Source organism: Nonomuraea sp. 10N515B, from assembly GCF_052245915.1.
Taxonomy (GTDB): Bacteria; Actinomycetota; Actinomycetes; order Streptosporangiales; family Streptosporangiaceae; genus Nonomuraea.
Genome location: NZ_JBQQBQ010000025.1, coordinates 57,448 through 83,199 on the forward strand (window position 1 = coordinate 57,448; position 25,752 = coordinate 83,199).

A 25,752-nucleotide genomic window follows, 5' to 3' on the forward strand; every position below is an offset into this window, starting at 1 on the left:
CCTGCGGAGAAGCGAGGAATACTGGTATGAGGACTTCGCTTGGGAGCGATGGCGATGGCTAAACGCCGACAAAGGTTAACGCAACGGCGCAAAACACTGGGGCACTCCCAGGAAAGCCTCGCGCATGCGGTGGGTGTGGAGCGGTCGACGGTCGTGCGGTGGGAGAGCGGCGAGACCGAACCGCGGGCATGGCACCGTCCCAAGCTGGCCGAGGTGCTTCAGCTGCCGCTCGGCGAGTTGGACGACATCCTCGCTCCCACGCCAGACGACGAAGCAGATCGGCTCGCTTTCACGCTGCGCAACCCCGCTTCTGTCGACCTCGTGACGATCGCCCAGCTGGCGCAAGAGATCGAGCGTCTCAGCGCGGAGTATGACGCTGCCCCATCCACTTCGCTCCTGGCGGCCGCCGGCCAGTGCCACAACCAGGTGACGCACCTCTACAGCTTCGCGCGTGCCGGTCGAATCCGTCGCACGCTCGCTTTCTCTGTGGCCGAGTCGGCGACGCTCATGGGTCAGCTCATCTGGGATGCCTCGCAGAGGCGCGACGACGTCGTTCCCCTGCTGTACTTCGATCAAGCGATCTCAGCGGCGCGGGAGATCTCTGACACGGTGCTGGAGGCGCATGCCCAGCTGAGGAAAGGGTTCGTCGCGCTCTACGGAACCAAGGACCCACGCGAAGGGCTCAGGCTCTGCCGTGAGACCGCGCTCGTGAGCAACGCCACGAGCAACGTCCTGACCGGTCTTGGGCATCTCCATGTCGGTGAAGCCCACGCGATGCTCGGACAGCGACGGGACTGCGAGAAGGCGCTGGGGGCCGCGGCGGACAGCTTCACCCGGATCCACACCGATGACGAGGCCCTCCCTATGTACTCGTCCTCACAGTTCGACCGGATGGCAGGCTCGTGCTACCTGTTCCTCGGTGCGAACGGCAAGGCCGAGGAGATCCTGACCCGTACTGCTCGGAGCCTGGTCCAGTGGAAGAAGTCGCGCTCCATCGTGCTCGGCCACCTCACGCTGGCGTACATCAGGCAGGGCAAGCTGGAGGAGGCCTGCGGCACGCTGCACCAGGCGATCGACCTGATCGAGGAGACTCGTGGCGGGGGTGGCATGAACATCGCCTTCTCCGCCGGGCGGGAACTGGCGCCCTGGCGCCCTGGCGCCATGAGCCGTGGGTGCAGGAGATCAGTGATCGGCTGTTCGGGCTGATGACCACATGATGGGGTGGGCACATGAGCCTCGACCATCAGAAGAACGCCGTCAGGGAGCGGATCTGGTCGGCCCTGGTCGATGCTGGGATCTCCACTCCTGACGCTCGTGGCTACATCCCCGACTTCCTCGGAGCTGAGCGGGCGGCCGAACTCCTCGCGTCGACACCGCAGTGGCAGCGCGCAGAGACGGTCAAGGCCAACCCAGACACCGCGCAGCTTCCTGTCCGGGCCCGGGCGCTGGCCGAGAACAAGTTGCTCTACATGGCCGTACCGAAGATCGCGACCCTCCAGCCGTTCTACCTGATCGATCCGGGTCGTTCGCAGCTGTCGCCGGCGGAGGCCGCGACGAGCAAGGCCGCCGCAGCGAGCAGCCCGCTCGTCGGCACGGACGAGATGCGGCCGATCGATCTTGTTGTGTGCGGGACCGTCGCGGTCAACCGGCAGGGAGTGCGGCTGGGCAAGGGCGCCGGTTACTCCGATATCGAGGTGGCGCTTCTGATCGAGGATGGTCTGGTCAATGACGACACCATCATCGTGACCACCGTCCATTCACTGCAGGTTGTCGACGAGCCGCTGCCAGAGGCGGAGCACGATTTCCGTGTCGATCTCATCGTCACGGAAAGAGACGTCATTGTCTGTCCACGCTCACCAAGACCGAGTGGCTTGATATGGCCCAGCATGCCTGCGGAGAAGGTGGCCGCCATTCCTGTCCTGGGAATGCGAGCGCAGAGACGCTCCAACTAGGTCCACAGGTTAGTCTCCAATTAGGCATCCCGTTAGGGCACCGATCTAACTGGGAGGGTGCTGGGTGCATGCTCCCGCAGGTGGCTGCCCATCCACCAGGGTGGCGCCTGCCTCCGACTTTGGTACGGGTAACCCGTCCATAGAAGGAGGAGCAGGCACAGTAAAGCCTCCGACAGTCAGCAATTGCATTCCACTAAATCACCAAGCCATCTAACGCCATCTATTTAATATTCTCATTCATTTGCTATTCGCAAGGCCGGCCACTCCGACCTGAGAATATAGCAGAATATCCTCTCGAATTCCATTGATTCGATCTCCCATTCGCGGTTTAATTGAATTGGCCAAGAAAGGCGGCGCCCGGCACGGGAGCCGAAAGGGATCGGAGCAAGTCATGGCGAAATTCGACTCCGGAAAGTTCGTACCCGCGAGCGTGCCCGGCGCGACCCTCACACCGGAGGACATGGCCCGTGTGACGTCGGAAGACTGGGAGCAGATCCGGAAGCTCGCGCGCGGCTACTGCCGTACGGTCGACGCCACCCGATCGCGCAAGCGAATGGACGGGAGCGCAACCATCGTCAAGGGCGGTTACGCCCCCTACGGCACCGACGACGTCTCGGACGACGTCAACCAGGATGCGATTCTCCTGTTCGCTCAGCGTCTCCGCGACATCCTGAGCTCCTGCGAGCCGACTGCCGACGGATGGGTCTACGTGCGCCGGGACGGCGGAGAGATGCTCATCACCCGCACCACCCTCCAGCGGTGGGCAGTCCGCGATGCGGCGGCGCGCAACGGCTACCGCGTGGACGTCCCTCCGAGCGAGATCGACGCCACCCCCGGCGTGCAGCTCATGCGCGGGCTCCCCCACGTGGACAACGTGGCTCGGGCAGCCGTCGCCTTCTCCGCCGCTCAGCACAGCGCGGAGATCTTCCGGCAGGCGTACGGCCAGGGTGAAGGGTTCCCGACGCTTCGCCGGATCCTGCGTAAGGCGGAAGCGGCAGAAGACCTCGGGCGCGCGGGCATCTTCGCCACGATCGCCCAGGAGGAGTACGGCGGCGCGTACGGCTCCCGCCGCGCGGTGATCCGGGTGCGAGACGCGGCACGCGCGGAGGTCAGGGAGCTCTCTGAGCGCCTTGACGACGCGCGCAACGCCATGGTCTACACGAGTGCCGAAGCACCCACGAACGACTGATCCAAAGCACCTGAGCGCCCCGGCCGGCACCGGTCGGGGCGCTCGCATTTCTAGGTAAAACTGCAGGTCAGCGGACGCTTGGGCGGTTTGACGCACCGTATTTAAGTGACAGCAAGAAGCGACCGGCGGCGCCGCTCGCAGACGCTTCGCCGCGCCTTGCGGCCCACGCTTCAGCCCGGCGCTTCTCCTATGGGCTGCCCCATGACCTGCCGTCCCGATACGGGCGGCCCCCGCGTCCCCGAAAGGAAGACAGCCATGCCCGTCTTGGACGGCCTGGAGCTGCCAAGGGGCTGGAGGATCTCCTCCCGACTCCTCGCAGCGTGGCCCGTCGACAACGATCACCAACTGGAGCTCTGGCCAACCGGCCGCACGGAAGACGGGCGGATCCGGTGGCAGTACCGGCTCTCGCGACAGAACCACACGATCTTCACGGGATCCGACGTCACGTCGGGAGCCGGGGTGGTGTTCACTGCTGCAGAGCTGGTCTGTGCTGCCCGCACGGTGCTGGCGTACCTCACGCTTCAGGAGGGGGACACGGATCGCGAGTACTTCGACGCCTACACCAGCACCCAGATCGCGTGGCGCGACCAGTACGCCGAAGAGCTGTCCGTGCACGCCATGGATGATCTCTGTGGCTACTGCGGCGGCGATCACCTCTCCCCCGGTTGTCCGAACCGCGAAAGCGGGAGCTGACATGTCCGCCCGGTGGTTCGGCCTTTGGTGGGGCGGCAACGGCTACAGCCGACCGGAGGACGCTGATCTTGAAGAGTTCGTGTCCCTCGCGGACGCGAAACACAAACTGGCCGAGCGTTTCCTCCACGGCCACTGGCAGACGACCGTGTTCGCGTTCGTCCACAAGGAACCCACTCGCGTGCTCACGCCCTGCGTGACCGATGACTGCGAGATCTTGCTTTACCGCTCCCGGGACGGGGGCGAATGGCCCGACATGAGGATCTTCCTCGGGCCGCGCGGCGGCGTCCGCTCTGAGCGCTGCTGATCTCCCTTCTCCCCTGCCCCGGTCGGTCCGGCCGGGGCTTCGTCATGTCTGGAGGACACCCATGCCCGCTTCCCCTGACTCCAGCGCCCTCTACCTGCGCGATACGGCGGACTTCCTCTCCGTCGTCCCGTACCTTCTGGGGTTCCATCCGACGCTGAGTCTCGTAGCCGTCGTCTTCGATGCCGACGTGTTCAAGGGGGTCGTGCGCTTCGATCTCCCCGAGTGCTCCGTACAGAGCCCGGATCTGGCCGACGCATGCGCTCGCATCATCGCTCAGCACGCTCTCCCGAACGTCCTGTTCATCGGCTACGGGCCTGGCTGGCAGGTCACCCCGATCATGGATGCCGTCTTCACAACCGCCACCGCATCGGGCATCGAGATCATCGATGCGATCCGGTGTGAAGACGGCCGGTACTGGTCCTACGTATGCATGGACCCTTCCTGCTGCTCCCCCGACGGCGTGCCGTACGACACGACCAGCAACCCCGCCGCGCTGGCCGCTGTCCTGGCCGGATACGCCGCAGCACCGGACCGAGAGACCTTCCGCCAGCGCCTCGCCCCTGTTGTCGGTCCTGATCGCGATGCGATTAGCGACGCGACGACCGCCGCGCGCGCCCGTGCCGTGAACCAGCTCGACAGCACCGACTGGTTCGGGGAAGGCCTCCAACGGATCCGCGAGGGCTTCGATCATGTCCGGGCGGGACGACCGATCCCGGCGGATGAGGTCGCGTGGCTGGGCGTCCTGCTGACCGGCATATTCGTTCGGGACATCGCCCTCACTCTCTGCCACGAGTACGGCGAAGAGCTCTCAATGCAGCTCTGGGTGGAGCTCACCCGGAGGGTAGAGCCGGAGTTCGTCCCCGCCCCAGCCGCCAATCTCGCCTTCCTGGCGATGCGGTCGGGTGATGGAGCACTGGCCCGCGTCGCAGTTGATCGCGCGCTCGCGGTCGACCGCGAATACTCCTTCGCCAACATGATCCTCTGGGCACTCAACGAGGGCATTCCCCCGGAGCCGATCTCCGCCGTCGACTTCGCGGAAATGGCAACTCGAATCACTGAGATCGCCGCTGAGTATCCCAGCAGGGCACGCCCGGTACTCCCCCCCGCTCCCCGACCAGAGCTGATCAATCCTCCCTCAGGCGCCGGGCTCAGCCCGGCGCCTCCGTCATGTCTGGAGGAGACATGTCCAAGGAATCCCTGCAGTGGCTCAACGAGAACACGCTGATCGGTTTCACCGACAAGCGCAGTACGGCCTGGCACTACCGCGCCAGCCTGCAAGGCGCAGAGCCCAACCACTACCCCGGAGCGATCCCCGTCGGTGACGTCGAGCGACGCCTGTTCGGGTGGGACGCGCTCTCCCGAGCGATCTACGTCGACGACCCCGTGACCGGCGGGCTGTCCGAGATCCCCGAGCGTCAGGCGATCGTCCGCAGCGACAACGGCTACGTCATGGGGATCTTCTCCGACAGCTACGAACCGCATCCCTACCGCGAATGGCTGCTCGGCACGATCGCCCGGCTGCTCGACGACGACCTGTCGATCGGGTCGGCCGGCCTGCTCCGCTCCGGCGCCGTGGCCTGGGTGTCGGTGGAGGTGCCGGAGAACATCCGCACGCCGGAAGGTGTGGAGTTCCGCCCGAACCTCTTCGGCGCGACGTCCTTCGACGGCTCACTGGCCACCACCTTCAAGCGCGCGGTGACCAACATCGTGTGCGACAACACCATGGCCGCCGGTCTGGCCGAGCGCGGGCAACAGGTCAAGATCAAGCATTCGCGCCACTCCAAGCTCCGGCTCGCGGAGGCCCGCGACGTGCTCAACATCGTCTACGACGTGGCCGACGCGTTCACCGCGCAGGTCAAACAGCTCTGCGCAACGACCGTGAGCCCCGCTCAGTGGGCGCGCTTCCTGGACGAGTACGCGCCGATTCCGACGGATCGCGGCCGGTCCAGGACCCTCGCCGAGAACAAGCGCGAGAGCCTGCTCAAGCTCTGGCGGTACGACAACCGCGTGGCGCCCTGGGCCGGTACCGGCTGGGGTGTGCTCCAGGCCGTGAACACGCACGTCCATCACGAACAGATCGTGCGCGGCGCTGGCCGCGTGGAGCGTAACTATCTCCGCGCAGTGACCGGGGGCGTCGATGAGCTCGACCGCGAGACGCTCCAGACCTTGGAGAAGGTCCTCGACCGACCGGTGTTCCTGCGCGCCGCGTGAAGGTCCTCGGGTACGGCTGCCTTCGCTCCCCGGCAGCTGTACCCATGGCAGGATCGCCTTGCCAGCGACTACGCGGAGGGCGCATGAACGACGAGACAGCGGCGTTGCTCTTCGATGCGGTCGGCCGACTGGAGCTGAACATCCTCGCGCGCGAATGCCCGGCGATCGTTGTCCTCCAAGGCAACCGGCTCCTTGCGCTCAGCGATCATGACTATCTCCGGGACGACGAGACGGCCCGTTCATTCGAGACCAGAGCAGCCGCGAAAGCCCGAGAAATTGACGCTGTTCGATGGGTGCTGGCCGTACCTCAGGTCTGGGTGGTCACCTCCGGCGAGATCCTCACCCGCGCGGTGTCGAATCACCCCCTGAGAGAGGGGGAGCAGGAAGCGATCACCTGGATGAGCTTCGACCAGGAGGATGGTGTGGATTACGGCCGCGTGCCCTACACCCGCCGCCCGAGCGCGGAGCCAGTGTTCGGGGAGCCCGAGATCATCACGGTCGCGGTGCGACCTGACGCTTCGATGCCGGGAATTACGCTTCTCGATGCATTCGCATCTTTTGAGTAGAAGCGTGTTCGCAGCCAGTAGCCTAGGTGCTCATGAATAACACGAGCCTCGTAACTGAGGCTGTCGTGCTGACCCAGGTGAACAAGTGGGTCGGAGTCATCATCGCCGTCATCGCGACCCTCGTGGTCGCTCCAGACGGCAGCCGCATGCTCTTTAGCCGTACGTCCACGTGGATGCGGGCCCAGGTGAACCGTTTCCGGAAGAGGCCGCCACAATCCATTGGAGTTGTAGCTGGAGGCATGGGCGCGACCTTCGGCAATCTGACCATGACGGCCACGGCCCGCGCGTGGCATCCGAACGCCCCAGTGGATGAGCGCATCGAAGCTCTGCGCAGTCATATCTCGGATATCGAGGGTCGCCTGAACAAGACGAAGGAAGAGGTCAGCAGGGAACGATCAGCCAGAGAAGAAGTCATCGCCACCCTCACCACTGAGTTCCGCAGCAAGCTGGATGAGTTGCACCAGCTGCTGAAAGAGAAGGATCATCAGGCGGCGACCATCAACGCCCGAGCAATTCCTGTCATCGGCGCCGGCATCTTTCTCAACGGTGTTCCCGAAGCCCTGGCCGAGATTCCATGGCACCTCGGTTGGATCTTGCCCTTCGCAGGGTTCGGCCTCATGATCATTGCCGTGATGGACGCGAGGCGGCAAAGCCAAATCGCATGACAGCACTCGCAGCCGGAAGGGCCAGCAGTTGCTGGCCCTTCCGTGGGACTGCTCTTCCCATTCGGCCAAGAAAGGTGGGAGCGGTCCTCTCCAGGGTACGCCTGGTCAGCCAGGCCGTACCGCTCCCGCGTACTCCGCTTCTTGCTTGGCCGTCCAGCGTCCGACCTTCACCGTGCTACCGGTGTATGGCGCATGGACATACCGCTTGCCGTCGATATTGATCACCACGTGGTGGATGGTTGAGGGGCTCCTCGGATTGGTGGCGAAGAAGATCAAATCTCCTGGCTTGAGCTGGGAGCGAGCCACTCGGGCGCCCGCACTCCACTGCGTGGAGGTGTGACCCCCAACCTTGACGCCTGCCTTTGCCCAGGCGTACTCGGCTAGCCCGGAGCAGTCGAAGCCCTTCGTTCGGGCTCCCCTGCCGATACCCAGACTCGGACCGCCCGGCCCGCCGCCGCCCCAGGAGTACGGCAGGCCGATCATCTTGAGCGCTGCCTGGACTGCCACGGCGCCGCGGCCGGACTTGCCGATGGCTTCCAAGGTCTTGGGATCAAGAACCTTGTCGATCTTCTTGGAGAGCTCGGCGCACAGCCGTTTCGCTGCGGCGTCGATGATCTGCTCGGCGAGCTTGGCCAGGTCGTCAGTCTTCTCGGCACTTGGCAGCAGACCGCTCTGCAGCCCGGCGGCCACGTCCGCGATTACCGCTGAGCGGGGGAAGCCCAGAGAGATCGCCGCCTCCAGGCTGGTCCGTACGATCTTCGCGTCTTTGGCCGAGAGCTCCACCGGGTCGCGGCTGACGGACGGAGCCTGAGGCTTCCCGCCGAGCGCGCTTACGATCTTCTCGGCTCGGTCCTCGTGCTTGGCGTATGCATCGGGGAAGGTGGAGCGCTGAACCGTCTGGGCTGCCACCGTGAGGGGCTTGTTCTCCCAGTCCTTCACCTTCACCAAGCGCGAGAAGAATTTGCGCGCGGCGTACTTCGGATCGGAGACCTGAGCGTGGGAGCCCCATCCGTGCTGAGGGTGCTGCTGGAAGATGCCGAATGCCTGGCCGTGGTCTCCGACCACATCGTTCTTCAGATAGGACTCCTGGAGCGCGGTGGCGACGCCGATGACTGCAGCCCGTTTCGGCAAGCCGAGATCGTCCGCCGTGTCGACGATCGTTCGGGCATTCGTGGCTTGCTCGGAGGTGAGGCCCAGCCCCTGCGGCTTCACCCTGGCCGGCTGCCTGGTCCGCTCCGGGGTTTGCTCGGTGTAGGTGCAGGCGATAGAGGCGAGCTTGTCTGGATCAGCCTGCGCCTTGGCATACTGGCCACCTCCCGCCATGCCCGCGATCAGCGCGACGGATGAGACGAGGCCTCCGCCCGCGGCAACAGCCTTGAGGATTCCAGCTTCGAGGATCACTCGTCCACCTCCTTCATCGGCCCGAGGCCCGGCCAGTGCAAGGCCAGCTCGGCGAGCCGTACGCGCGGACCGTCCTTGTCGGTGGGGAGCCACCGCGCACCGGCCGGTCCGTCGTCGACCGAGCCGGCGTCGGCGCCGGGGTAGCCGGTGGCGATGGGGACGAACATGCGCGCCGGATGGTGCTTGAGCTTCTTGCGGAGATTGGCCTCACGCCGCTCGCCCTGCACCCAGAACAGGACCGGGGTCACGATCCGGCTGGACTCGGTGAGCTTGATGTAGCCGTCGAGCTTGTGCGCGACGCGATCCAAAGGCTCGGTACCGGTGTCGTACTCGAGGAAGAAGTCGACGCTGAGACCGTCCTCCCGCCACCGGCCGTAGGCGTCCGGTCGAGCGAGCGCTCCCCACTCCGCCTTGCATCGGTTCTCAGGCCACCAAGTGGTCAGCTCGCTTTCCGGATGACGGCATGCGTAGCCGTACAGGCTGGCTGCGATGCCGTTCGTGCCGACCGTGTGCCCGAGGCTGGAGGCGAAGGCAATGCCGATCGTGCGGTCGCGGCGGTAGCCGGAGTCGGCGAGGTCTACGCCGTCCTCCGAGGCGAGCACCGCGGCGGCGGTCTCCCCGATCACGTAGTGGTACGGCGCTGTGCCCATCGAGGGCGGGAGGTTGGGCCGGAAGCGCTCCAGCACACCCATGCGGGACAGGACGAGCAGCCGCTTCCGCGCTGAGTCGGCGGTGTCGAAGTACATCTCGGCGATCTGTGCCGAGGTCAGGACGCGGAAGTCACGGATCATGCGGATGAGCCGGCGGTCGCGGTCGGTGAGGCGGACCGCGAGCGCGTTGAGCATGCGTGGGGTGAACTTGGTGGTGGACATGGTGATCTCCTTCAGAGGGTGTGCCGGGCGTCCGGCTTGGGGGTGCTGGCGCTGGCCGTACGGCCGTGCGCTTGTGCGGCGACCGCCCGGATCCGCCGTGCGACGTCGGGGTCTGGATCAGGAAGTGGGCGCGTGCGCAGGGTGAAAGGCGGGGCTTCGGCCGAGCGCACGACGAGGCGGGCAGCGGCCTGGAAGGCGTCGAAGCCGCCCAGATCGTGGCTGGTCAGGTAGGGCGTGAAGTGGTGCTCTACCTCGCGGGCGTCCTCCGGCGAGAGTGAGAAATAGATCTTGTTGCGGGCGTCGGAGGAGATGGCTTGCCGCAGCTCGCGGGGGAGTTGGGCGAGATGCTGATGCGCCAGGATCAGCGAAACCCGGTAGGCGCGGGCCTCGGCGAGCATGTCGGCCAGGGCGTGCGGCAGGGTGAGGAAGTTGTGACACTCGTCCACGTAGACCGCGGCGGCGTTGCGCGACTGGCCGATCTTGGCCCGTCGGGCGGCAGCTTGCCAGACCTGGGCCAGGATCATGGAGCCGAGGAGCCGGGCGGTGTCGTCGCCGAGCACGCCCTTGGGCAGCCGGACCAGGAGGATGCCGCCGTCGAGGACGTCCGCGAGGTCGAAAGTGGAGCTCGTGGCGCCGAGCACGTCGCGGACGAAGGGACGGAGCAGGAAGGCCCGCAGCTTGTTCATGATCGGGGCGGTGACGTGGGCCTGCGCTTGCTCCGACAGCGCGGAGTACCAGGACCAGAAGCCTCGGAGTAGCGGATCACCGATCGTGGCGATCTGCCGTTGCCGGAAGGCGGCGTTGGACAGAAGCTCGGGGACGTCGGCGAGGGTGCCGCCGTTGCTGGCGAGCGTGAGGGCGCAACCGCGCAGGATGTCGTCGGTGCGTGGACCCCAGTAGTCGGCGTAGATCTGGTGGAAGATCCCGACGAGGTTGTCGACACCCATGGCCAGGTCGCCGCCACCGAGCACGTTGAGGGACGGCCGCGGGTGCCGATCGTCGGGGTCGATCAGCACGACCTTCTCGGCATGATCTTCGGGGATGAGTCCGAGGAGGTCGCGGACCAAGTCCCCCTTGGCCTCGATCACCACCACGCCGCGGCCGGCCTCGATGTCGGAGAGGATCATCTGGGCCAGGAGCGTGGACTTGCCGGTGCCGTTCGGCCCCATGACGTGCACGTGGTGGAAGGAGTCCGGCACCCGAAGGGCCACAGGGCGCTCGTGACCGGAGTCGGAGAAGCCGAGCACCTTGCCGGTGCGGGAGACCGCCGGCGAGGGTGGCACGCTGTTGGCTCCTGCTCGCTGGAGACCAGGAACTGCGGCATCGAGCGGCAGATGGGCGAGCGCGGCGAGCTCCGGCACCGACAGGAGGAAGCCGCGACGCATCCGACGCGACGCGAGCCGGTGCGCCGGAAAGAGCAGGCGGCTCCGTTCGAGCCGGTTGTGCCCGCTGAAGAGTGCGAAGGCCGCGGCGATGGCGTGCGCGCGCCCGGTGATCCCGTTATGGCGGACCTCGGCGAGGGCTTTGGAACTCGCCGGATCTGCCTGTACGGCGTAGCGGATCGCGACCTCGTACCTGGGCCGCTGGGCCTTCTCGCGAATCACCCGAGCTTCTGCTGACTCTGCGAGGAGCGAGACACGGTCCGGCCAGGGCGGCCGTATATGCGCAGGTCCAGGGACGATCAGGTCCAGGAGGCCGCGAATCAGGTTGGCCGGGAGTCGCCATCCTCGAAGCCGACGCCCGGTGGCGGGGCGAGCGAGGATCTGAACGCTGGCATGCTGCCACGCGGGCATACCGACCGCGGCACCGTTGATCGCCCGGAGCGGGTCGCTGCTGAAGTCGTGACGAATGGGGAGGCGCTCGGTGCGGGCGAGCACGAGCTGACCACCGGCGGCCTGGCCGGCGAGGGGGACAGGCTCGGTCGGCTCGCGGATTAGGGTGCGAGCGGAGGGCCAGGCGGCTTCGATCGCGTGCTCGACGAGTTCCTGCGGGATGCAGCCCGGCACCCAGAGCCGGATCCGGATTCCGCCGACACCGAAGAGGTATTCGAAGGCCAGGTGCGGCTGGCCGAGCAGCAGGCGCTTCCAAGCCGGCCGGAGTAGCCCGATCAGGTTGCCCCAGAGCGCCTCGGCGCCCGGCATATCGGCCACGGGCGGGGCGAGGATCTCGACGCAGCGGGCTCGCCGTGTGAGGTAGCTCTGGCGGAGCCGTACAAGAGCTGCTCGGAGCAGAACGAGCAGGATCTCAGCACTCAGGACGATCGCGGCGAGCTCCCATGCATGGACGATCAACCACCCGAGCAGCTCGTCCAGGACAGCGGTGGGGTCGTTGAGCCAGTCGTAAATCACAGGTCCGCCTCCTCGTACTCGGCGAGCTCCTCCGGCGAGGAGGTGACGAGGTCGTGCTCGCGGGCGCTGGAGATGACCTGCAGGGGGCAGCGCTGGCCGCTGACCCCTGCTGTGAGCAGGCCCGTGCCGCGTTCGGCGGAGAGCAGGAGCTGGCGCTCGCCGTCCGAGAGCCGGAACGCCTCGGTGACCTTGTCGATGGCCTGAGGCGCCTGGCGGAGCAGGATCTGGGTGGTGGAGTTGGCGACAATGGCCTGGCCCATCTCACTGCCGAGCAGGTCGGCTGCGTCCTGGGTGACGACCGACAGACCGGCCCAGTGCTTGCGCGCTGCCTTCGCCATCCGCAGCAGACTTGGCGCCTTCGGGGTCCTTCATCAGCAGCCACGCCTCGTCGACCACGACCAGTCGCGGGCGGCGGTTGAACGGGTCGGAGACGCGGCGCCAGACGGCATCCAGGGTGAGCAGCGTTCCGACGGCCTTGAGCTCGTCAGGAAGATCTCGGAGCGAAAAGACGATCAGGTGGGAGTCGGGGCGGGTGGTGGTGGGGCCGTCGAAGAGCTGGCGGTGGCTGCCCGTGACGTACGGCGCGAGCCCGGCGGCCAGGTCCTTGCCCTGGGGATCCTCGTTGAGGACTTTGGCGAGATCACGCAGGAGAGGCGGCCGGCGGTTCCAGGTGTGCGGGTCCTGGGTGATCCCATCCTTTCGGTACGTGGCCAGAATCGCGCGGTCGAGCGTGGCCTTTCCTGCGTTGCCGAGCGGCTCGCCGAGCATGACCGTGATCAGCGTGTGCAGAAACAGCGCCCGCCGGGTGAGCGGGTCATCCCCTCGCTGGTTCTTGGGCGGCAGGTCGAAGGGGTTCAGCCGAACCTTCGGAGCGCCCAGGTGAATGTAGGCGCCGCCGACGGCCGAGCAGAGACGGGCGTACTCATCCTCGGGGTCGATGACGGCGACCTCGATCCCCGCGTAGAGGGAGCGAAGAGCCTCAAGCTTGGCCAGGTAGCTCTTGCCGCTGCCGGAGCGGGCCAGGATGACCGAGTTGTGGTTGTCCTGGGCGAACCGATCCCACGCGACGAGGGAGGCGCTGGAGGTGTTGGCGCCATAGAGCACGGCGGTCGCACCCAGCTCAGTAGTCAGGTCAGGACTCGTGAACGGGAATGCCGAGGCGAGCGCGGGTGTGTCGAAGGTCCGGCGCATGGCCAGGTTGTCGTAGGCCAGGGGGAGACTCGACACCCAGCCCTGCAGCTGGCGGAACGCGACCTGACGTGCGTCCAGGAGCAGGGAGGCGGCCAGCGCCCTGACCTGCGCGCAGGCGTCATCGAGGTCCTCAACGGTAGACGCGTGGACGGTCAGGTAGATCGAGGCGCGGAACAGCTTGGCCTGGCCTCTTGCGAGCCTTGAGGCAAGCTCCTGCGCGTCCTCGGCCGCGGCTTCCCTACCTGGGTCCAAGAGCCGACCGTGCTCGTGATCGGAGCGCAGCCCGGACTCCAGCCGGGCCAGCTGCTTGCGCAACCGGTCGGTGGCCACCAACGAGGGAACCGGCTCGATGTGCAGGGAAACGTCCAGCCGTCCTGGATAGGTGAGCAGCGGCTCCAGCCAGCCGGGGGCGACTTCGCGTGGATAGCCGGTGATGGCCAGGGTGGCGCACACGCTGTCGCCCACATGCAGGCGACGGGCTTCCACGTGAACGACATCGGGGCCGAGGCCGGTTGATTGCGGGTTCGTACGGCGGGGCAGTCGGATCTTCACCACGGCTCTCCTCGCGTGATGACCTCACCGGGAAGGGCGATCTCCTCCTCGGGCAAGGCCGGGGCGGACGGGTCGAAACAGGAGGCCAGGAGCCCGCCCACCGCGCGAGCGTCCAAAAGCCGGGCGGTGAGCCCACAGGCACCGAGCACACGCGATGCCTCATCAAGGCGACGAAGAGCACGCGCCGCAGCGGCGTCACGGCCGTTGGTGCCGACGACGGGCTCACGGATGATCAGCAGGACCTGGCGGCGGAGTAGGTCATGGCACGCGGACAGATCAGCGAGGAAGGCAGAGTGCTCCAACGCCGCGCCGGCCAGGGCCGGGTGGGGGAGTCGGCGGGCGTTGTCCTCCAGGGCGCCGATGGTGTCCGAGAGGTCGACACGTTCGGCGCGGACCAGGATCTGGGCGGGTCCGGAGAGTGAGTTGAGCCATCGGCCGAAGACCGCGACCAGGGCGTCCTGCTCGTCCGGTGTGCGTAGAGCGAAGCTGACGGTGGATACCTCTGCGACGGCCGCGACACCATCAGGTCCGAGGTCGATCAGCCCATCGCCCGCGACGCCTCGCGCGGGGAGCTTGAGCGGGGCTGGCTGGGGTCCGGCTGTGGCGGCGATCCAGGTAGGTGGCATGGGGATGTCCTCAGGCATGGAGACCAGGTGTTTGGGGGACTGCTGGTGCCGGACGGCGGCGAGAAGGTAGCGATCCAGCGAGACGCCGTCGTGCTGGCCGATGGCCAGGAGGATCCCGACGACGGCAATCGGCAGGGCGACCACGGCGCAGACGATGAGCGACACCTGCTCGCCCACGGCCATGTAGGCGCTGTAGAGCAGGAGGCCGGTGCCGCCGAGGATGGCGAGCTGCCGGGCGGAGAACGAGCCGAGGATCTTGTCGGCCTGCTCGACATCGGCGGGGATACGGGCCACGGAGGTGTCCCAGGTCATTGGCTGCCACCCCCTCGCGGTTTGCGCGGGCGACGTCTCGGCGTCGGCGGGGGAGTACGGCGGGCGCCGGGGTTCTCGGGCCAGTCGACCTGGCCGGGGATGGGTGCGTTGGGTGGCACGATCGGCCGGACTGGGCGCTGACCGGTCGTCGGCGGCTCGATGGCCAGCCGGGGCTGCCTCCGGAGTGCCTGCATCTGGCCGAGGCCGGCCGGACCGTTGGCGTAGAAGCTTTCGCGGGGGTAGCCGTACACCGGCGTGGTCGGCTTGATCGGCTCCTGAGGCCGCGGCGTGGTCCGGTACTTGCCGGCGACCGGCGGGGCGGTCGGCGCATGCTTGACCGGTGCCGGCTCCCAGTCCTCAGCTCGGACGGGACGGCGGGCACCGACGGGCGCGTGCTTGATCGGTCCCGGCCCACCCCGTGCCGCCGATGCCGCGGTGGCAGCGGTGATTGCCGTGGATGTTGCCGCGCCTGCCGGTCCGCCGATTACCTTGCCGGCGATGGCAAGAGCTGCCGTGGCTTTGGAATGCCCTCCTCCGCCCCTTCCGAGGTGAAGGCCCTTGAGGACCGGCGCCGCGAGCTTGTACGCCACCGCGGTCTTGAAGATCCGGGTGATCATCGATCCACGTCCGCCCTGGACGAAGATCTGCCGGGAGATCCAGGACGGGATGCGGACCAAGATGATCAGCAGGCAGATGGCCAGAACGAGGTTGATCAATTGACCCGTGGGCTCGACGCCGAGGATGAAGCGGCCGTCCTGGTTGAAGAAGACGCGGACGGCCAGGACGAGCGTGAGCGACTGAGCGATCTGGATGACGAGGAGCCCGGAGAAAGCACGCCACCAGAAGCGGGCCACGGCCTCCGTGTGGGGGAGAGCATGGCAGGCCAGCCCGAGCGGCGCTGCGACGACCAGAAGCAGCACCAGGGCGCTGCGCATGATGAACGTGATGAGCAGCAGGATCAGCAGGACGACCGCGACGAGTGCCAGCAGAATGTAGAAGATCTGGCTGTTGCCGGGCGGCAGGATCATGAACTTGATGGATGTAGCCGCCTGCTTGGCGTCGAAGTCCTGCCCGAGCAGCGCCCCGGAGAGCGCGTTTGCGACTTCGATGATCTTGCCGCAGAGCAGGAAGCTGATGTTCGTGGCGAGGACGGCGATCCCCAGCCTGGGGATAACTTCCTTGACCGCGTAGCGGGTCTGGATCGTCTGATGCCCCATTGCCGCGATGGCACCGATCGTGGCAAGGACGAGGAAAGCGGAATTCGCGATCGCCGCCGTTGCCTTCCACAGGTCGAAAACCCTGCCGCTGGCAGATACGTCGGGCGTGGCCAGAAGCGTGTTGCCGAGCATGTCGAGCAGCGGCCTGATCGACATCGCGACCAGGTTGCCGAACCAGGCGTTGATCTGGCCTGTGATCCAGTCGCCGATTCCGATGCCGATCGATGGCTTGGCAGGTCCCCAGTCGAGTTCGGCCGCCGGGGCGGAAGGAAACGGGGACGGGGACGGTGTGGGTTCCGCCCAGGCCGGAAACGCGATGAGCAGCGGCAGGCAGGCGGCAACGAGCGCTACGCGAGCGATTGCCATGGTGTTCACCCGCCCACCACGCGCTTGAGCACGTTGACGAAAAGCGGGGCGAGGATGGCAAGGCCGTAGCCGAACGCTGCCGCCTTGAGTGCCGCCTTGGCCTTTTGCACCTCGCCCGGATCGCCGCCGGCAACCAGGTAGCGCAGGCCGCCGATGGTGAGCATCAGCGTTGCCAGGGCGGCAAGCAGGCCGATCAGCCAGTTCCGGAGGTTGTCGAAGACCTTGTTCAGGTCAGACGGGCACCCGCGCGGCCAGGGTGTGCGTCTCGGCCAGCACCGCGGTAGCCGTACCGGCAAGCAGTACGACCGCGACTGCCACGATCAGCGCGACCTTTGCCAGGCGGCGCCAGCGGCGCTTCGGGATGGAGAGTGCGGTCCGCGCGGAGCCGGTGAGGGTGCCCCAGCCTCCCTTCGATTCGGTAGTGACGGTGGTGGGCTGCGGATCTGAGGTGATCCGGCTCCGCGCGGAAGTCTCTTCCACCCTTCTAGGGGCAGCAGATGTGATCGTTAGGGACAGGGCGGCTTCGACTTCTCCGGCCCGGACCGCCTCGACGAGGATGGGCTCACTGCGCTGACGCCGCTTCTTGGCGGCCTCCACCGTCAGCCCGAGCCCGGCGGCGGCCTCGGCCAGGGTGAGTTTCTCCAGCCGGGTAAGGCCGATCAGCTCGGCGTCCAGCTCGCTGACGACTCCCTTGGCGACTGCGTCCGCCAGAACGAGATCCAGGTGCCCCCAGGGCACGGCCGGCGCCTTGGAGGCATTGTCGGAGATCTTCCTGGCCACGTTCGCTTCGGCGTTCTGCCGTGCTCGCTCACCGGCGCGGTAGGCGGTGTCGCACATCCGGGGCAGGACGTTGGGCCGGTCGACATCGATGGTGCGGACCGCTTCGATGAACGCGGTGAGCACCTCGGTGTCGATGTCGACCGGATCGCCCGCGACGAAGCCGCGGCACAGCCTCCCTGCGATCCCGCGCAGCGCCGGGACGGCCACGCCCACCGCGCCGACGAACCACTGCGGACCATCGTTGCGAGCGTGAAGGACAAGCCGGCGCCAGACGGTGTCGCGGGTGCTGTTGGTGATCGCGCGGGAGGTGAGCAGATCACGCAGTTCGGTCAGCAGGATTGGGCGCCGGGGGAGTTCGCCGCAGAGCGCCCGGCCGTCCACGGTCAGGCCGGCGGGGTCGCTGGCGACGAGTCGGAAGACATGCTCGGCTACGGCCAGCGGTGAGCTGTTCGCGAGAGGCGTCTCGTGAAGGTCGGTACTCATCGGGTTGCTCCACTACGAGAGGCATTTCGTTCTCGTAACCCGGTGTAGAAGCCACCTCTGGCGACCTTCTGGCGAGCGCTGAGCAGCGCAAACAGCACCTCTGGCGCCAAAGGTCAACTCTGTGCTCGCCAGAGCTGCGCCAGAGGGTTGCTCAAGATCGTTGTTCGACTGGTGGTGCGCCTGGTTCGGGATTGCGGCCCAGACGGGCGCTACGGATCTGAGGCCCGCCCCATCCGGCGATGACGAATTCCCTCAACGCCACCCACCACGCCGCCTGTACGGCAGGCATCTCCAGCAGGAGGTGCGCGCCGTGAGGCAGCCCTACTGGACCAACGGCCCAACCACCCTCTACCTCGGCGACGCCCGCGAGGTCATGGCCGAAATGCCCACCGCCTCGGTGGACTGCATCGTCACCAGCCCGCCCTATTACGGCCTACGCGACTACGGTGTCCCCGGCCAGTACGGCCAGGAGCCCACTCCGGCCGAGTACGTCGAGACCCTCCGCTCGACCTTCGCCGAAGCCCGCCGTGTCCTGGCCGACGACGGCACCCTCTGGCTCAACCTCGGCGACTGCTATGCCGCCAATTCCGACGGCTTCGCCCGCGGCGCTGACTACAACGACCGGCAACCGGCTATCCGGCCCCTATCTCGGCTCGCCGTCCCGCCCAAGAACCTGCTCGGCATGCCCTGGCGGGTCGCCTTCGCCCTCCAAGACGACAGCTGGATCCTGCGCAACGCGATCGTCTGGCACAAGCCGAATGCCATGCCGCAGTCTGTCCTGGATCGCGTCTCCGCCCGCTACGAACTGATCTTCCTTCTCGTCAAGCAGCGCCGGTACTGGTTCGACCTCGACGCCATCCGCGAGCCGTACACCGGCGACCGGCCGCTGTCGCGCCGCGCCCGCGCCGGCGGCAGCAAACCGAACAGCATCAAGAGCTCCTGGCCACCCGCAGGCAAGTACTCAACTGAGACGGAACCCTTCTGTGGAAAGAACCACGGCGCCGCCATGATGCCTACTGGCAGCGGGCACACCGCGGCACACGAGCACGGCAAAAATCCCGGCGACGTCTGGTCCATCTCCACTCGCCCGCTCAGGGCAGCTCATTTCGCCGCATTCCCCATCGACATCCCGCTCCGAGCCATCGCGGCTGGCTGTCGTCCCGGCGGTACCGTCCTCGACCCCTTTGCCGGAGCGGCAACCACAGCACTGGCCACGCGGCAACTCGACCGCCGCTTCATCGGCATCGAGTTGAACGAGAGCTTCTGCTCGCTTGCCAAAGCTCGCGTCCAAGCGGATCGAGCCACGAGTGGGGGCGACGGCGTATGGCCCCAATGACCATCGCAGAAGTCCAAGCTCTTCCAGCGGTTGTTCCCCTGCTCACTGCGGCCAGAGCTCTCGGGCTTAGCCGGAACACGGCATATCGACTCGTCGCGCGCGGCCAGTTCCCGTGCCGGGTGATCCAGACGGGGGACAGCTACCGAGTACCTACGGTTGAACTACTCGCGCTCCTCGGACTCGCCCCGAGCAAGGACGAGTAGCCACAGGAGAGCGACGGTCTCTAGCCTCTCATCGACAAGAGGCTAGAGACCTCTATGCAAGCACAGCGAAACCCAGCCGACTCTCGGGATTCGCAACAAAGCGCTCAGCCAGTGCGAACCAGAGGTTTTGCGCTGTCTCTTCCACCAACACTCCGCCCACCGCCTTGATCGCTGTGGCAGCTTTCACGCGTTCCTCGTGATCAGCCATGAACCCGTACGACCAGGCTCCATGATCGATCTTCTCGGTTAGCTCCTTGAGGAGATCCGTCGCCTGTGGATGAGCAGACAGGGCCAGCCCTGCTTGGCGACAGGCCCACTCGCTTGTTCGTACGTAGCCGTCCCGATCGAGGAAGAGCCCCTCAACCAATCCCGCGCGATACCCGCCAGGCCAGAGGGTCAGGTCGTTGCTCGACGCACAGGCTTCAACGCCGTCCGCCATGACCATGAAGGTTCCAGTCATGGCGCGTTGGGCTACAGCGACGCCCAGGAGGTGCTGGTCAGGCTCCTCGATGTCCGACAGGTTGGCAGCCTTTAGGCGAGTCGCAAGGGCGTTCCGGGTGAAGATGCCGCCGTCACGAAGATCTCGGACGAGAGCAGACGGCTGGCCGATGATGACATGGGCGAGACGCCGAAGTGCCCAGCGGACCCACAGCAGGCAGGCATCGATCCCAACAAGGACCAGTTCCTCCGCGATCTCCGGCTGGTGCGCCCGCCCGTGACCCGTGCCGAATTGATTCCTGATCTCCGCCAGTTGGCTAACGATGGTGAGAGCCCCCTGAGCGACGTTTCGGACCGGGGGCGCCGCCATCCGGCCGGGGGAGCGCGAGATCCATGACCTCACTCTGGTACGCCGAGGGCCCAACCACTGAAGGCTCTGAATGAACTTGCCTGCGTGAAACAACTTGAACACCCAGAGCATCGGTCTATGCCAACGCGCCACGGTCAAATGACGGTCAAACGATCAAAAGGCCGCTCCCCGATCTCCGGGAAACGGCCTCTGAACTGGGAAAACTCTGTGGGGCTAAGAGGACTTGAACCTCTGACCTCTTCCTTATCAGGGAAGCGCTCTAACCGTCTGAGCTATAGCCCCGCGCACCGAACGCTACCGCATCCGCAGATCAGAGGCGAACCGGTTGTTCGGACGAGGAAAAGCTTACCGCCTCCGGCATGCTGCTCGCGCCGCCCTCACCCCGAGCACAGCGCGAACAGCATGCCCCATGGCGCTTCTACTCGGCCTCGCTGAAGGTCACCTCAACGCCTCCGACCAGGTCAGAGGAGATGTTGTAGATGACCGCCCCCAGCGTGGAGAGAGCCGTGATCAGGACCACGTTCACGGCCCCGATCAGCGCGGTGTATCCGAGGATCCGCACCGGCTCGAACCAGGAGGCGATGTCGATCGGGATCGAGCTCTGCCCCTGCTCGCCCTGGCCCAGCTGGTTGACCAGGTCCACGATCGAGTCGAAAACCCCCAGCGCGGACAGCACGCCGTACAGGACGGCCACTGCCACGAACAGCACCACGAAGCACACCAGGGAGACCACGAAGCTGAACTTCATGGCCGACCACGGCTCAACGCGGCGCAGGACCAGGTGGGCCTTGCGGGGCAGCCGGCCCGCGCCGGCGTTCGAAGACTTCTTCTTCGGCAGCTCGAGCGCGGGCGGGGCCTCAGTGGCCAGCGAAGGCCGGATGCGTACGGTGTCGTTGCCCTCCGTCTGAGGCGCAGGAGGATGCGGCGCGGGCGCGGAGGCAGGAGCCTGCGACCGCTGCTGCGCGTCCTCCTTGGGCGGGACAGGCTTGCCCTGCGCGGGCGAGGTGATTTCCTGTCCTTCGTCGACCGGGTTGAAAATCTCGGTTTCTGCGGGCTTGTTTGGTTGCTGTCCGTTACCCGAAGCCGCCTTTGTCCTGGCGGCACCACCACCCTGGGCGCTCATGGACTACTCTCCTCCCCCGTCTTCCTCAGTTTCCACCGAAGTCTCCATCGACTCCGCGTTCCGGGCGAGGGCCACCACGCTGTCGCCTTCCGCGAGATTCATCAATCGCACTCCCATGGTCTGGCGGCCGGACTGCTTGATCTCGCCGGCACTCGTCCGGATCACCCCGCCGGCGGACGTGATCGCGAAGACCTCGTCCTCTGGGTTGACCATGACGGCTCCGACCAGCTTGCCACGGGAACTCACGATTTTCGCCGTCAGCACGCCTCTACCGCCACGGCCCTGAACTGGATACTGCTCCACTGGCGTCCGTTTTGCGTACCCACCCTCGGTGGCGATAAGCACATCTTGACCGTCGGCCATCCGATTCATGGAGAGAAGTTCGTCACCCTCGAGGAACCTCATGCCGATGACACCGCTGGTCGCCCGGCCCATGGGGCGAAGCGCCTCGTCGGAGGCGGTGAACCTGATCGACTGGGCTCCCCTGGAGACCAGCAGCAGGTCGTCTTGCTCGGAGACCAGGCGGGCTCCGATGACCTCGTCGTCCTCCCGCAGGTTGATCGCGATCAGACCGCCGGACCTGGGGGAGTCGTATTCGGACAGGCGGGTCTTCTTGACCAGGCCGCTGCGGGTGGCCAGGACGAGATAGGGGGCGACGTCGTAGTCGCGTAGGTCGAGAACCTCCATAACTGTTTCGTCGGGCTGCATGGCAAGAAGGTTCGCCAAATGCATGCCTCGGGCGTCACGCGCGCCCTCAGGAAGCTCGTACGCCTTGACGCGGTAAACCCGGCCCTTGTTGGTGAAGAAGAGCAACCAGTGGTGCGTCGTGGTGACGAAGAAGTGGTCGACGATGTCGTCCTGACGCAGCTGCGCACCGCGTACGCCCTTGCCGCCGCGCTTCTGGGCGCGGTAGAGGTCGGTCCTGGTGCGCTTGGCGTAGCCGCCCCTGGTGATCGTGACGACGATCTCGTCCTCGGCGATGAGGTCCTCGATCGACATGTCGCCGTCGTAGGCGATGATCTCGGTCTTGCGCTCGTCGCCGTAGCGGCCGACGACCTCGGCGAGCTCGTCGTTGATGATCTCCCGCTGGCGGGCCTCGCTGGCCAGGATCGCGTTGTACTCGGCGATCTGCGTCATCAACGCCTCAAACTCGTCCTGGATCGCCTGGCGCTCCAAGGCGGCGAGCTTGCGCAGCTGCATGTCGAGGATGGCCTGCGCCTGCACCTCGTCGATCTCCAGCAGCGCCATGAGGCCCTGCTGGGCGTGCGCGGCGGACTCCGAGGCCCGGATCAAGGCGATGACCTCGTCGAGCCGCTCCAGGGCCTTCAGCAGGCCGCGCAGGATGTGCGCCCGCTCCTCGGCCTTGCGCAGCAGGTAGCGGGTCCTGCGAACGATGACCTCGACCTGGTGCGCCACGTAGTGGCGGATGAACTGGTCGAGGCGCAGCGTCCGCGGCACACCGTCGACCAGCGCCAGCATGTTGGCGCCGAAGGTGTCCTGCAGCTGGGTGTGCTTGTAGAGGTTGTTGAGGACGACCTTGGCGACCGCGTCCCGCTTGAGGACGATGACGAGGCGCTGGCCGACCCGCGAGGAGCTCTCGTCGCGTACGTCCGCGATGCCGCTGAGCTTGCCCTCGCGCACCAGCTCGGCGATCTTCAGGGCGAGGTTGTCGGGGTTGACCTGGTAGGGCAGCTCGGTGACGACCAGGGCCTGCCGGCCCTTGTCCTCCTCGACCTCGACCACGGCGCGCATGGTGATCGAGCCGCGCCCGGTACGGTAGGCGTCCTCGATCCCGCGCCGGCCGACGATCAGAGCCTTCGTGGGGAAGTCCGGCCCCTTGACCAGCTTGATCGACGCTTCGAGCAGCTCTTCGTCATTGGCCTCGGGGTTTTCGAGATACCACTTGACCGCCGCGGCCACCTCGCGCAGGTTGTGCGGCGGGATGTTGGTCGCCATGCCGACGGCGATGCCGCCCGAGCCGTTGACCAGCAGTTGCGGGAAACGCGCCGGCAGGACGTCGGGCTCCTGCGACTTGCCGTCGTAGTTGGGGCGGAAGTCGACGGTCTCCTTGTCGATGTCCCGCAGCATCTCCATGGCGATGGGCGCGAGCTTGCACTCGGTGTATCGCATGGCGGCCGCCGGGTCGTTGCCCGGCGAGCCGAAGTTACCCTGCCCGTCGACCAGCGGGTAACGCAGCGACCACGGCTGCGCCAGGCGGACCAGCGCGTCGTAGATCGAGGTGTCGCCATGCGGGTGGTAGGTGCCCATCACGTCGCCGACGACGCGGGCGCACTTGAAGTAGCCGCGGTCGGGACGGTAGCCGCCGTCGTACATGGCGTAGAGCACCCGCCGGTGCACCGGCTTCAAGCCGTCGCGTACGTCCGGCAGCGCCCTGGACACGATGACGGACATCGCGTAGTCCATGTAACTGCGCTGCATCTCGGACTGGATGTCCACCGGCTCGATGCGGTCAGCCGGGGGAGTGGTGTTCACGTCCGTCACGGGTAATGGTCCTTCTTAAACGTCGAGGAAACGCACGTCGCGGGCGTTGCGGATGATGAAGTCGCGCCGGGCTTCCACGTCTTCGCCCATGAGCACGCTGAACAGGTCGTCGGCCTGCGCCGCGTCGTCGAGCGTGACCTGGCGCAGCAGCCGGGTCTCCGGGTTCATCGTGGTCTCCCAGAGCTGGCCGGCGTTCATCTCGCCCAGACCCTTGAAGCGTTGTACGTTGTCGCGCGGCCGCGGGTCCGGCTTGCCGTTGGCGATGCCGTCGGCGATGACCGCGTCGCGCTCGGGGTCGGAGTAGGCGTATGAGGCGTCCTCGCCCTTGCGGTCCCACTTGATCTTGTAGAGCGGCGGGCACGACAGGTAGACGTGACCGGCCTCGATCAGCGGCCTCATGAACCGGAACAGCAGCGTCAGCAGCAGCGTGTTGATGTGCTGGCCGTCGACGTCGGCGTCGGCCATGAGGATGACCTTGTGGTAGCGCAGCTTTGCGATGTCGAACTCGTCGTGCACGCCGGTGCCCAGGGCCGTGATCAGCGCTTGGACCTCGTTGTTCTTCAGGACCTTGTCGATCCGGGCCTTCTCGACGTTGAGGATCTTGCCGCGGATCGGGAGGATCGCCTGGAAACGCGAGTCGCGGCCGCCCTTGGCGGAGCCACCGGCCGAGTCGCCCTCGACGATGAACAGCTCGCACTTCTCCGGGTCGTTCCACTGGCAGTCGGCCAGCTTGCCCGGCAGGCCGCTGCCGGACTCCAGCAGCGACTTGCGCCTGGTCAGGTCGCGGGCCTGGCGGGCGGCGATGCGGGCGCGCGAGGCCTGCAGCGACTTGTTGATGATGTCCTTGGCCTCGCCGGGGTTGCGCTCGAACCAGTCGCGCAGGTGGTCGTTGCAGGCCTTCTGCACGAACGACTTGGCCTCGGTATTGCCCAGCTTGGTCTTGGTCTGGCCCTCGAACTGCGGGTCGGACAGCTTGACCGAGATGATCGCGGTCAGCCCCTCGCGGACGTCCTCACCGCTGAGGTTGTCGTCCTTGCCTTCCTTGAGGAACTTCTGCTCGCGCGCGTAGCGGTTGACGATCGTCGTCAGCGCCGCGCGGAAGCCCTCCTCGTGGGTGCCGCCCTCCGCGGTGTTGATCGTGTTGGCGAAGGTGTAGACCGACTCCGAGTAGGAGTTGTTCCACTGCATGGCGATCTCGACCGCGATGCCGTCGCCCTCCTCCTCGAAGGAGATGATCGACGCGTGCGCCGCCTCCTTCTTGGTGTTGAGGTGCTTGACGAAGTCGGCCAGACCGCCCTCGTAGTGGTATTCGACCGTGGTGGGCGCGCCGTTGACGTGGTCGGGACGCTCGTCGGTCAGCCTGATCTTCAGGCCCTTGTTGAGGAAGGCCGTCTCCTGGAAGCGCCGCGAGAGCGTCTCATAGTTCCACGTCGTGGTCTCGAAGACGTCCTCGTCCGGCCAGAACGTGATCGTGGTGCCGGTCTCGTCGGTCCCCTCGCCCTTGGCCAGCGGCGCGACGGGCTTGGAGTGCTCGTAGCGCTGGCGCCAGTAGTGGCCGTTCTGCTTGACCTCGACATCCATGGCGGTGGACAGCGCGTTGACGACGGCCGAGCCGACGCCGTGCAGGCCGCCGGAGACCGCGTAGGACTGGCTGTCGAACTTGCCGCCCGCGTGCAACGTGGTCAGCACCACCTCGACGGCGGAGCGTTTCTCCACCGGGTGGATGCCCGTGGGGATGCCGCGGCCGTCGTCGACCACGCGCACGCCGTTGTCGGCCCGCAACGTGATGTCGATGGTGGTGGCATAACCGGCCAGCGCCTCGTCCACCGCGTTGTCCACGATCTCGTAGACGAGGTGGTGCAGGCCGCGCTCCCCGGTGGAGCCGATATACATACCCGGTCGCTTGCGAACCGCCTCAAGTCCTTCGAGTACGGTGATTGAGCTAGCGTCGTAGGACAACTGCGAAATCCTCCTGCCGCGGACACGCGGCGGGGGAGGCCATCAAATCGCAAAGCTGCCCCTGCCGTGCCCGTCACCGTCGTGAGTGCCCCG

24 protein-coding genes and 1 tRNA gene are annotated in these 25,752 nt (G+C 66.5%); 11 read left to right on the top strand and 14 right to left on the bottom strand.

The genetic code is table 11. The features are described 5' to 3' along the window. The first annotated feature begins 48 nt into the window (after positions 1 to 48). The 9 genes from ACTWQA_RS31925 to ACTWQA_RS31965 all read left to right on the top strand — a co-directional run bounded on the left by ACTWQA_RS31925 (position 49) and on the right by ACTWQA_RS31965 (position 7,580). Positions 49 to 1,206 (top strand): helix-turn-helix domain-containing protein, encoded by a 1,158-nt coding sequence (locus ACTWQA_RS31925; protein WP_443162791.1) that lies wholly within the window; start codon positions 49 to 51, stop codon positions 1,204 to 1,206. 23 nt (positions 1,207 to 1,229) lie between these two features. Then, positions 1,230 to 1,952, top strand: a complete 723-nt coding sequence (locus tag ACTWQA_RS31930; RefSeq protein ID WP_443162728.1) for a 5-formyltetrahydrofolate cyclo-ligase — start codon at positions 1,230 to 1,232, stop codon at positions 1,950 to 1,952. A gap of 391 nt (positions 1,953 to 2,343) precedes the next feature. Continuing rightward, positions 2,344 to 3,141, top strand: a complete 798-nt coding sequence (locus ACTWQA_RS31935; protein WP_443162729.1) for a hypothetical protein — start codon at positions 2,344 to 2,346, stop codon at positions 3,139 to 3,141. Between the two features lie 255 nt (positions 3,142 to 3,396). After that, positions 3,397 to 3,834 (top strand): hypothetical protein, encoded by a 438-nt coding sequence (locus ACTWQA_RS31940; RefSeq protein ID WP_443162730.1) that lies wholly within the window; start codon positions 3,397 to 3,399, stop codon positions 3,832 to 3,834. Between the two features lies 1 nt (position 3,835). Further along, positions 3,836 to 4,138 carry a hypothetical protein gene (locus ACTWQA_RS31945; RefSeq protein ID WP_443162731.1) on the top strand — a complete coding sequence of 101 codons (303 nt, stop codon included), beginning with the start codon at positions 3,836 to 3,838 and terminating at the stop codon, positions 4,136 to 4,138. Between the two features lie 61 nt (positions 4,139 to 4,199). After that, a complete protein-coding gene (locus ACTWQA_RS31950) occupies positions 4,200 to 5,363 on the top strand; it encodes a DUF4192 domain-containing protein (RefSeq protein ID WP_443162732.1) in 1,164 nt (387 codons plus the stop codon). Continuing rightward, positions 5,321 to 6,349 carry a DUF932 domain-containing protein gene (locus tag ACTWQA_RS31955; RefSeq protein ID WP_443162733.1) on the top strand — a complete coding sequence of 343 codons (1,029 nt, stop codon included), beginning with the start codon at positions 5,321 to 5,323 and terminating at the stop codon, positions 6,347 to 6,349. Before ACTWQA_RS31950 ends, ACTWQA_RS31955 begins: the two co-directional genes overlap by 43 nt. A gap of 83 nt (positions 6,350 to 6,432) precedes the next feature. Further along, complete coding sequence (locus ACTWQA_RS31960) at positions 6,433 to 6,915, top strand: hypothetical protein (RefSeq protein ID WP_443162734.1); 483 nt, start codon at positions 6,433 to 6,435, stop codon at positions 6,913 to 6,915. A gap of 32 nt (positions 6,916 to 6,947) precedes the next feature. After that, positions 6,948 to 7,580 (top strand): hypothetical protein, encoded by a 633-nt coding sequence (locus tag ACTWQA_RS31965; RefSeq protein ID WP_443162735.1) that lies wholly within the window; start codon positions 6,948 to 6,950, stop codon positions 7,578 to 7,580. A 105-nt stretch (positions 7,581 to 7,685) separates the two neighbouring features. On the opposite strand, the gene ACTWQA_RS31970 is transcribed toward ACTWQA_RS31965, so the two are convergent. Genes ACTWQA_RS31970 through ACTWQA_RS32010 form a run of 9 tightly spaced genes read right to left on the bottom strand, consistent with a single transcriptional unit; the run spans position 7,686 to position 17,728 of the window. Beyond that, positions 7,686 to 8,981 carry a C40 family peptidase gene (locus ACTWQA_RS31970; RefSeq protein WP_443162736.1) on the bottom strand — a complete coding sequence of 432 codons (1,296 nt, stop codon included), beginning with the start codon at positions 8,979 to 8,981 and terminating at the stop codon, positions 7,686 to 7,688. After that, entirely contained in the window at positions 8,978 to 9,853 is an 876-nt protein-coding gene (locus tag ACTWQA_RS31975; protein ID WP_443162737.1) for a replication-relaxation family protein, read from the bottom strand. The genes ACTWQA_RS31970 and ACTWQA_RS31975 overlap by 4 nt, the downstream gene beginning before the upstream one ends. A gap of 11 nt (positions 9,854 to 9,864) precedes the next feature. Next, entirely contained in the window at positions 9,865 to 12,201 is a 2,337-nt protein-coding gene (locus ACTWQA_RS31980) for a type IV secretory system conjugative DNA transfer family protein (protein ID WP_443162738.1), read from the bottom strand. Then, a complete protein-coding gene (locus ACTWQA_RS31985) occupies positions 12,198 to 12,539 on the bottom strand; it encodes a TraG/VirB4 family ATPase (protein WP_443162739.1) in 342 nt (113 codons plus the stop codon). The genes ACTWQA_RS31980 and ACTWQA_RS31985 overlap by 4 nt, the downstream gene beginning before the upstream one ends. After that, positions 12,463 to 13,944 carry a VirB4 family type IV secretion system protein gene (locus tag ACTWQA_RS31990; RefSeq protein WP_443162740.1) on the bottom strand — a complete coding sequence of 494 codons (1,482 nt, stop codon included), beginning with the start codon at positions 13,942 to 13,944 and terminating at the stop codon, positions 12,463 to 12,465. The genes ACTWQA_RS31985 and ACTWQA_RS31990 overlap by 77 nt, the downstream gene beginning before the upstream one ends. Continuing rightward, positions 13,941 to 14,882: a PrgI family protein gene (locus ACTWQA_RS31995; protein WP_443162741.1), complete on the bottom strand. Its 942-nt coding sequence runs from the start codon at positions 14,880 to 14,882 to the stop codon at positions 13,941 to 13,943. The genes ACTWQA_RS31990 and ACTWQA_RS31995 overlap by 4 nt, the downstream gene beginning before the upstream one ends. Continuing rightward, positions 14,879 to 16,465 (bottom strand): conjugal transfer protein TrbL family protein, encoded by a 1,587-nt coding sequence (locus tag ACTWQA_RS32000; RefSeq protein WP_443162742.1) that lies wholly within the window; start codon positions 16,463 to 16,465, stop codon positions 14,879 to 14,881. The genes ACTWQA_RS31995 and ACTWQA_RS32000 overlap by 4 nt, the downstream gene beginning before the upstream one ends. Positions 16,466 to 16,470: 5 nt before the next feature. Further along, a complete protein-coding gene (locus ACTWQA_RS32005) occupies positions 16,471 to 16,761 on the bottom strand; it encodes a hypothetical protein (RefSeq protein WP_443162743.1) in 291 nt (96 codons plus the stop codon). Continuing rightward, positions 16,697 to 17,728 (bottom strand): hypothetical protein, encoded by a 1,032-nt coding sequence (locus ACTWQA_RS32010; RefSeq protein WP_443162744.1) that lies wholly within the window; start codon positions 17,726 to 17,728, stop codon positions 16,697 to 16,699. The genes ACTWQA_RS32005 and ACTWQA_RS32010 overlap by 65 nt, the downstream gene beginning before the upstream one ends. A gap of 160 nt (positions 17,729 to 17,888) precedes the next feature. Between ACTWQA_RS32010 and ACTWQA_RS32015 the strand changes: the two genes are divergently transcribed. Then, positions 17,889 to 19,064 (top strand): DNA-methyltransferase, encoded by a 1,176-nt coding sequence (locus ACTWQA_RS32015; RefSeq protein ID WP_443162745.1) that lies wholly within the window; start codon positions 17,889 to 17,891, stop codon positions 19,062 to 19,064. Continuing rightward, a complete protein-coding gene (locus tag ACTWQA_RS32020) occupies positions 19,061 to 19,267 on the top strand; it encodes a helix-turn-helix domain-containing protein (protein ID WP_443162746.1) in 207 nt (68 codons plus the stop codon). The genes ACTWQA_RS32015 and ACTWQA_RS32020 overlap by 4 nt, the downstream gene beginning before the upstream one ends. A 52-nt stretch (positions 19,268 to 19,319) precedes the next feature. Here ACTWQA_RS32020 and ACTWQA_RS32025 read toward each other — a convergent pair whose 3' ends face one another. The 5 genes from ACTWQA_RS32025 to gyrB form a co-directional block, all read right to left on the bottom strand. Next, positions 19,320 to 20,186: an abortive infection family protein gene (locus ACTWQA_RS32025; RefSeq protein ID WP_443162747.1), complete on the bottom strand. Its 867-nt coding sequence runs from the start codon at positions 20,184 to 20,186 to the stop codon at positions 19,320 to 19,322. A gap of 97 nt (positions 20,187 to 20,283) precedes the next feature. Next, a tRNA-Ile gene (locus tag ACTWQA_RS32030) sits at positions 20,284 to 20,357 on the bottom strand. 136 nt (positions 20,358 to 20,493) lie between these two features. Further along, positions 20,494 to 21,198 carry a DUF3566 domain-containing protein gene (locus ACTWQA_RS32035; RefSeq protein ID WP_443162748.1) on the bottom strand — a complete coding sequence of 235 codons (705 nt, stop codon included), beginning with the start codon at positions 21,196 to 21,198 and terminating at the stop codon, positions 20,494 to 20,496. A 3-nt stretch (positions 21,199 to 21,201) separates the two neighbouring features. Next, on the bottom strand, positions 21,202 to 23,700 hold the full coding sequence (gene gyrA, locus ACTWQA_RS32040; RefSeq protein WP_443162749.1) for a DNA gyrase subunit A: 2,499 nt from the start codon (positions 23,698 to 23,700) through the stop codon (positions 21,202 to 21,204). 15 nt (positions 23,701 to 23,715) lie between these two features. Continuing rightward, positions 23,716 to 25,659 (bottom strand): DNA topoisomerase (ATP-hydrolyzing) subunit B, encoded by a 1,944-nt coding sequence (gene gyrB, locus ACTWQA_RS32045; protein WP_443162750.1) that lies wholly within the window; start codon positions 25,657 to 25,659, stop codon positions 23,716 to 23,718. Between the last annotated feature and the right edge of the window lie 93 nt (positions 25,660 to 25,752).

Excerpts from the sequence above, each read along its gene's own strand:
- ACTWQA_RS31925 (WP_443162791.1), top strand. The coding sequence starts at position 49 with ATGGCGATGGCTAAACGCCGACAAAGGTTAACGCAACGGCGCAAAACA.
- ACTWQA_RS31930 (WP_443162728.1), top strand. The coding sequence starts at position 1,230 with ATGAGCCTCGACCATCAGAAGAACGCCGTCAGGGAGCGGATCTGGTCG.
- ACTWQA_RS31935 (WP_443162729.1), top strand. The coding sequence starts at position 2,344 with ATGGCGAAATTCGACTCCGGAAAGTTCGTACCCGCGAGCGTGCCCGGC.
- ACTWQA_RS31940 (WP_443162730.1), top strand. The coding sequence starts at position 3,397 with ATGCCCGTCTTGGACGGCCTGGAGCTGCCAAGGGGCTGGAGGATCTCC.
- ACTWQA_RS31945 (WP_443162731.1), top strand. The coding sequence starts at position 3,836 with ATGTCCGCCCGGTGGTTCGGCCTTTGGTGGGGCGGCAACGGCTACAGC.
- ACTWQA_RS31950 (WP_443162732.1), top strand. The coding sequence starts at position 4,200 with ATGCCCGCTTCCCCTGACTCCAGCGCCCTCTACCTGCGCGATACGGCG.
- ACTWQA_RS31955 (WP_443162733.1), top strand. The coding sequence starts at position 5,321 with ATGTCCAAGGAATCCCTGCAGTGGCTCAACGAGAACACGCTGATCGGT.
- ACTWQA_RS31960 (WP_443162734.1), top strand. The coding sequence starts at position 6,433 with ATGAACGACGAGACAGCGGCGTTGCTCTTCGATGCGGTCGGCCGACTG.
- ACTWQA_RS31965 (WP_443162735.1), top strand. The coding sequence starts at position 6,948 with ATGAATAACACGAGCCTCGTAACTGAGGCTGTCGTGCTGACCCAGGTG.
- ACTWQA_RS31975 (WP_443162737.1), bottom strand. The coding sequence starts at position 9,853 with ATGTCCACCACCAAGTTCACCCCACGCATGCTCAACGCGCTCGCGGTC.
- ACTWQA_RS31985 (WP_443162739.1), bottom strand. The coding sequence starts at position 12,539 with ATGGCGAAGGCAGCGCGCAAGCACTGGGCCGGTCTGTCGGTCGTCACC.
- ACTWQA_RS31995 (WP_443162741.1), bottom strand. The coding sequence starts at position 14,882 with ATGACCTGGGACACCTCCGTGGCCCGTATCCCCGCCGATGTCGAGCAG.
- ACTWQA_RS32000 (WP_443162742.1), bottom strand. The coding sequence starts at position 16,465 with ATGGCAATCGCTCGCGTAGCGCTCGTTGCCGCCTGCCTGCCGCTGCTC.
- ACTWQA_RS32010 (WP_443162744.1), bottom strand. The coding sequence starts at position 17,728 with ATGAGTACCGACCTTCACGAGACGCCTCTCGCGAACAGCTCACCGCTG.
- ACTWQA_RS32020 (WP_443162746.1), top strand. The coding sequence starts at position 19,061 with ATGACCATCGCAGAAGTCCAAGCTCTTCCAGCGGTTGTTCCCCTGCTC.
- ACTWQA_RS32025 (WP_443162747.1), bottom strand. The coding sequence starts at position 20,186 with ATGCTCTGGGTGTTCAAGTTGTTTCACGCAGGCAAGTTCATTCAGAGC.
- ACTWQA_RS32035 (WP_443162748.1), bottom strand. The coding sequence starts at position 21,198 with ATGAGCGCCCAGGGTGGTGGTGCCGCCAGGACAAAGGCGGCTTCGGGT.